7 protein-coding genes are annotated in these 4,170 nt (G+C 59.2%); 4 read left to right on the top strand and 3 right to left on the bottom strand.

The window, feature by feature from the left end; genetic code table 11:
- Window positions 1–23: 23 nt before the first annotated feature.
- Window positions 24–467: a hypothetical protein gene (locus AWB78_RS41630; protein WP_157697871.1), complete on the bottom strand. Its 444-nt coding sequence runs from the start codon at window positions 465–467 to the stop codon at window positions 24–26.
- Between the two features lie 122 nt (window positions 468–589).
- Between AWB78_RS41630 and AWB78_RS41625 the strand changes: the two genes are divergently transcribed.
- Entirely contained in the window at window positions 590–799 is a 210-nt protein-coding gene (locus AWB78_RS41625; protein WP_157697870.1) for a hypothetical protein, read from the top strand.
- A gap of 640 nt (window positions 800–1,439) precedes the next feature.
- Here AWB78_RS41625 and AWB78_RS41620 read toward each other — a convergent pair.
- Window positions 1,440–1,763, bottom strand: coding sequence for a TrbM/KikA/MpfK family conjugal transfer protein (locus AWB78_RS41620; RefSeq protein ID WP_157697869.1), 324 nt, complete (start codon window positions 1,761–1,763; stop codon window positions 1,440–1,442).
- A 179-nt stretch (window positions 1,764–1,942) separates the two neighbouring features.
- Window positions 1,943–2,449 carry an H-NS family nucleoid-associated regulatory protein gene (locus AWB78_RS50070; RefSeq protein ID WP_074173717.1) on the bottom strand — a complete coding sequence of 169 codons (507 nt, stop codon included), beginning with the start codon at window positions 2,447–2,449 and terminating at the stop codon, window positions 1,943–1,945.
- On the opposite strand from AWB78_RS50070, the gene AWB78_RS41615 reads away from it, so the two are divergent.
- From AWB78_RS41615 to AWB78_RS41600, 3 genes are all read left to right on the top strand, one after another.
- On the top strand, window positions 2,438–3,202 hold the full coding sequence (locus tag AWB78_RS41615; protein ID WP_074173716.1) for a lytic transglycosylase domain-containing protein: 765 nt from the start codon (window positions 2,438–2,440) through the stop codon (window positions 3,200–3,202). The genes AWB78_RS50070 and AWB78_RS41615 overlap by 12 nt on opposite strands.
- A 309-nt stretch (window positions 3,203–3,511) precedes the next feature.
- Window positions 3,512–3,847, top strand: a complete 336-nt coding sequence (locus tag AWB78_RS41605) for a TrbC/VirB2 family protein (RefSeq protein ID WP_062613011.1) — start codon at window positions 3,512–3,514, stop codon at window positions 3,845–3,847.
- 57 nt (window positions 3,848–3,904) lie between these two features.
- Window positions 3,905–4,170, top strand: a 266-nt coding sequence (locus AWB78_RS41600) for a VirB3 family type IV secretion system protein (RefSeq protein ID WP_062613008.1), incomplete at its 3' end; no start/stop codon positions are given.

Raw genomic sequence — 4,170 nt, 5'->3', positions numbered from 1 at the left:
AAATACAAGAAGTGCTGCGGCTCTTAGGAGAACGGGAGCGGATCGCCGAGAAGTGGACTGACGCTCTCGATCGTCGAGCCGCGACCGTGAATGGCGAGCAAGAACTCGGCACTCTTGAGATTGTTAGTAAGCCGGAATATATTTGATGGCCAAAAACCTGCAACCAGCTGATCGAAATCGCTCATTGCTGAGGGCGTGTCCGTTGCCGTATCGCCGTATTGCCGGAAGCCACGGCGTCGCTCGAAAAGATGAAGAAGGATGTCGTAGAGGAAACGGCGGAACGGCTGCTCGCCCAGTCTCGCTGGTTGCCGGGAATATTCACAAACCGCGAACAGCGTCCGCGAGTTCGGCAGGTACGGTTCGATTTTGAGCCTGTGTTGTTTTGGGAGCGATATAAACATGCGCTTAGCCGTTCGCGCCGATACTTCATTGTTGCTGCACGCCTTCGCGCCATTGCCAGTAGGCATTGCGTCGCCTGTAGTTGTGCGATGTTCCTCACGATCACGGGATCCGCCTGCGCCAGTCCGTCCTGGAGGGCTGGCGCGACGAGCACGGCGTTCACGCCAGCGCGCTCGGTCGGCGCACATGGATGCTCTCCGCACTTTCGCAGCAGTTCGGGATGGCCGACGCTTTCCGTCGTGTTTTGCGCCCCCATCGGCGGTTCGACGCCGAGCATCTGCTGCGCTGCGCCGCACGAATCGCAGCGCACGGGGCAGAGGCTGCGCCCCTTGCCGGCAACTCGATGGACAGGACGAAGGGCAGCGTCATAAAGGTCGGCAATTCTCCGACAGCGGTGTGAAGGCTCGCTTCTATCAGGCTGTATGCGCAGCCAAGCTCGCCTGTCCTGAAGGTCGATGTGCGCTCGGACCGGTCACCTACGACACCGATGAGCGGGCGCTGGCGCGGGCACGGATGCTGCACGGCAGGCTGATCCTGGGTGACGAACGTCGCGGGTCTGACGCCCCCCGAAATCGTTGCCCGTTACCCATCGCTGGCCGACATCGAGCGCGGCTTCGGGGTGCTGAAGTCGGAGATCGACATCGCGCCCGTGTTCCACCGGCTGCCGAAACGCATCCGCGCGCCCGCGCTGATCTGCTTCCTCGCACTCGTGCTGTATCGGGTATTGCCCACGATGATGACTGAAGGACCGCGACAGCCCCTACTCACCGGAGCGTGCATTGGAGATCGCGCGCCGCGTTCGGCTTCGCCAGGTCACGCCGCATCGCACGCATGCGTCCAGCGGGCTCACCACGCTCAGTTCCGAGCAGAAGGAGTTGTTCGACAACGTCAAGCTACCCATCCGACCCTCCGAAACGCTTTGTAGTGGCATTTTTACTACCCGCGATTCAGCAAAATCAATGTCGCCATGACGCCGCCCTCAGAATGGCTGCCGCCCCATGATGACGAGCGACCCTAGAGCTGGGTTCGCCGATGAAGGGTCACAACGTGGCGCTTCCGAACTTAGAAATAACTGAGTCAACCGAAGACGCGTCGGCGGCAGCGCCGGGGCAGGAGTTCAGATAGTCCCGGCGCGCTTTCGACGTTGCAGTCAAGTCCATATGGCCGTTGTGCGTTTTGATGATCGATAGGAAATCGCTGATGCCTTGGGAGCAACCGCCGTCGCTGCTGCCGTTGCCCGCGACGCCGCCTTGAACCTTGCCTGCCATGCAAATGAGCGATCGGCATGGGTCCTTGGCGAAAGCAACAGAGGAGGTGGAGAGGGCGACAATCGCCGCAACATTTACAACCAGATAGCCGTTCATAATGCTCATATCGGTATTTGTTTCTATAAAGTGTAAGACAATTTATCAAACGCTCGTAAAACCCCAGTGCCGGTATCAATATGATGATTGTGCCGCCTGCAATGCTCAAGAGGTGCCGGTCGCCCCAGTGGTTCATCCCTTCCATCACCAAGCCGAGAAGAAGTCCGATGATGCCGAGCTTAAGAACGAATCTCGCGGGCCGCGCGAGCAAACGCAATAAGGACAGAAGGATGTCCAGCGAGCCATCCCATAACGCGCGCAGCAAGACCAGCACAACGTGCTTCATTGCGCGCACAACGCGCCGACAGAGAGGCGATCGCTGCGGCACACCCGCATCCTGAGTTGCCGATGGCGAGGCTCGAACTCTCGCTTACGTCCGGCTGAAAGAGGGATGACTCTCCCCATTGCTGAACCCCCGGTGTCAAATTTCGAAGTCCGGAAGCTGCGCCTTGTTCCAGATAGGCCTTTAACCACTCGGGCCGCGTGCCGCGAGCGCACCGGGTGTTGAACGGATTGGCCGGATCACGATAGCGAGGCTCGCCATTTGGAGCCTTTTGCGCTTGCGCGATGAACTGAATTGAAGCGAGTGTGTACCCGTTTGGGTTCCTTGGTTTCTTTGCGCCTGCGTTGACACTGCACGTTCTTTGTCTGCCACATTGGCATTGATGATTGAAATGAAATTTCAAGAATCAATTAGGTTAAGCAAACTTCACCATTTGGTCGTCGTTGCTGCGTCTTTGGCGAGCGCGCCCTCGATCGCGGTGGCGGCGACGCCGGCCGAGATTGCGGCACTTGCGAGCGCGTGCTATCCCAACGTGAACCCGGTGACCATGGGCTCGATCGTGGCCCACGAATCCACCAACCGGCAATTCGCGATCAACGTCAACGGCAATTATCGCCTCCCTCGACAGCCTGCTAATGCTGAAGAAGCGGCCGCCACAATTGATTGGCTGCAGGCGAAGGGTATGAATTTCGACGTGGGTTATGGACAGGTGAACTCGGCCAACTTTGCGGTACTTGGCCTGACCGGCCGACAGTTGCTTGACCCATGTACGAATCTGCGGGCAGCGGCAGCTGTCCTCACGGGCTGCTACGCCCGAGCAGCAAGGCATCAAGGGGAAGGGCAAAAAGCCCTGCTGCACGCCCTTTCCTGCTACAACACGGGTTCGCAAACGCGCGGATTCTCCAACGGCTACGTGAAGGCCGTAGTCGCACAGGCGCGAGTTCTACAAATCCCCGCCCTGTCGAGTGACGCGAGCGCGGTGAGTGGAGCGCAACCCGTGTCTGCCGCCGCGATCCATAGCGACCCTGGCGACAAAACCGGCGGCAGGCGGCTGATTCAAGCCGCGACCGCGAAGGCTGACCGGGACGACGAAAGTCAAGGCGCGTTCGCTCACGACGATCCCGGCGCATTCGGCTTGAAGAAGCCGGAGCCATGACGAATGCGGATTTATTTGATCCCTCAGCGACAGCTGGAGGACCAAGCTAAGCGCGCTCGCCTACAGGCCGTGTCCATTCAACGCGTCGATATCAAGCAGTGGTTTCCACTCTTCGAGATCGGCGACGACAGCGCAAACGTTGTTGTCTGTTCGGTACGTGTTCGGTACGTGTGCAGGCGAAGGAGGAGGTGCGCTCTTGGGCTGACCTGAGGTTGTTGGTTGGTTGGCTTCATGGCTTCGCGAGAAATGCGGAGTCGAAAGCGGTTCATTGTTGCTGTCCGATTGGAATCCCAAACCCGGAGAACCTTGATGAACGTCGTCGCTATTCGTACCCTTACTCGCCCGGTCGCAATTTTCTTCGCGACCGTCAGTCGAGCCCGGCTGATGACAGGGGCCCTCGTCCTGACCCTTCTCGCGTCATCGACCGCAATGGCGGCTGGCACGGATACCGGCTCCTCGGCGCTGTCTTCCCTGCAGGCCTGGATGATGGAGTGGATTCCCATCGGTGCCGCTCTGCTCATTATCGCCTGCGCGCTCGGCTGGATTGCACACCTGGTTCGCGCTGATTTCGCGGTCCGCTGCGTGGTGGGTCTGATCGTCGTCGGCTCCGCTTCGTACCTCGTCGGCCTGTTCGGCATCGCCTGACCAACACCGGTAACAAGGCCGACTCAAGGTCAATCGAGCCGCTGAGGGGGACGACCCATGAAAGCAAGCGAATTTCCGCTGTTTAAAGGCGCCACGCGCTTGCCGACCTACGCCGGCATCCCGCGTACTCCGTTCCTGCTCATCTTTATGGTCTGCGGGGCGATGTTCATGCTGATTCACTTCTGGACGTTCCTGCTGTTCGCTTTTCTGTGGTTCGTCTGCTTCTGCATCACGAAGCACGACGATCGCATGTTCCGGATCATCGGCCTCGCGTTCACCACGAAAATCACGAATCTCATCGACTCGCCGTTTAGCAAGCGATG

This window comes from Caballeronia calidae (genome assembly GCF_900044055.2).
Lineage (GTDB): Bacteria > Pseudomonadota > Gammaproteobacteria > Burkholderiales > Burkholderiaceae > Caballeronia > Caballeronia calidae.
The sequence above is the reverse complement of the archived record's forward strand: the minus strand, read 5'-3'. Positions and strand labels throughout refer to the sequence as shown.

Coding starts and splice junctions, on each gene's coding strand:
- AWB78_RS41630 (WP_157697871.1), bottom strand. CDS start 467: ATGCCTACTGGCAATGGCGCGAAGGCGTGCAGCAACAATGAAGTATCG.
- AWB78_RS41625 (WP_157697870.1), top strand. CDS start 590: ATGCTCTCCGCACTTTCGCAGCAGTTCGGGATGGCCGACGCTTTCCGT.
- AWB78_RS41620 (WP_157697869.1), bottom strand. CDS start 1,763: ATGAACGGCTATCTGGTTGTAAATGTTGCGGCGATTGTCGCCCTCTCC.
- AWB78_RS41615 (WP_074173716.1), top strand. CDS start 2,438: ATGAAATTTCAAGAATCAATTAGGTTAAGCAAACTTCACCATTTGGTC.
- AWB78_RS41605 (WP_062613011.1), top strand. CDS start 3,512: ATGAACGTCGTCGCTATTCGTACCCTTACTCGCCCGGTCGCAATTTTC.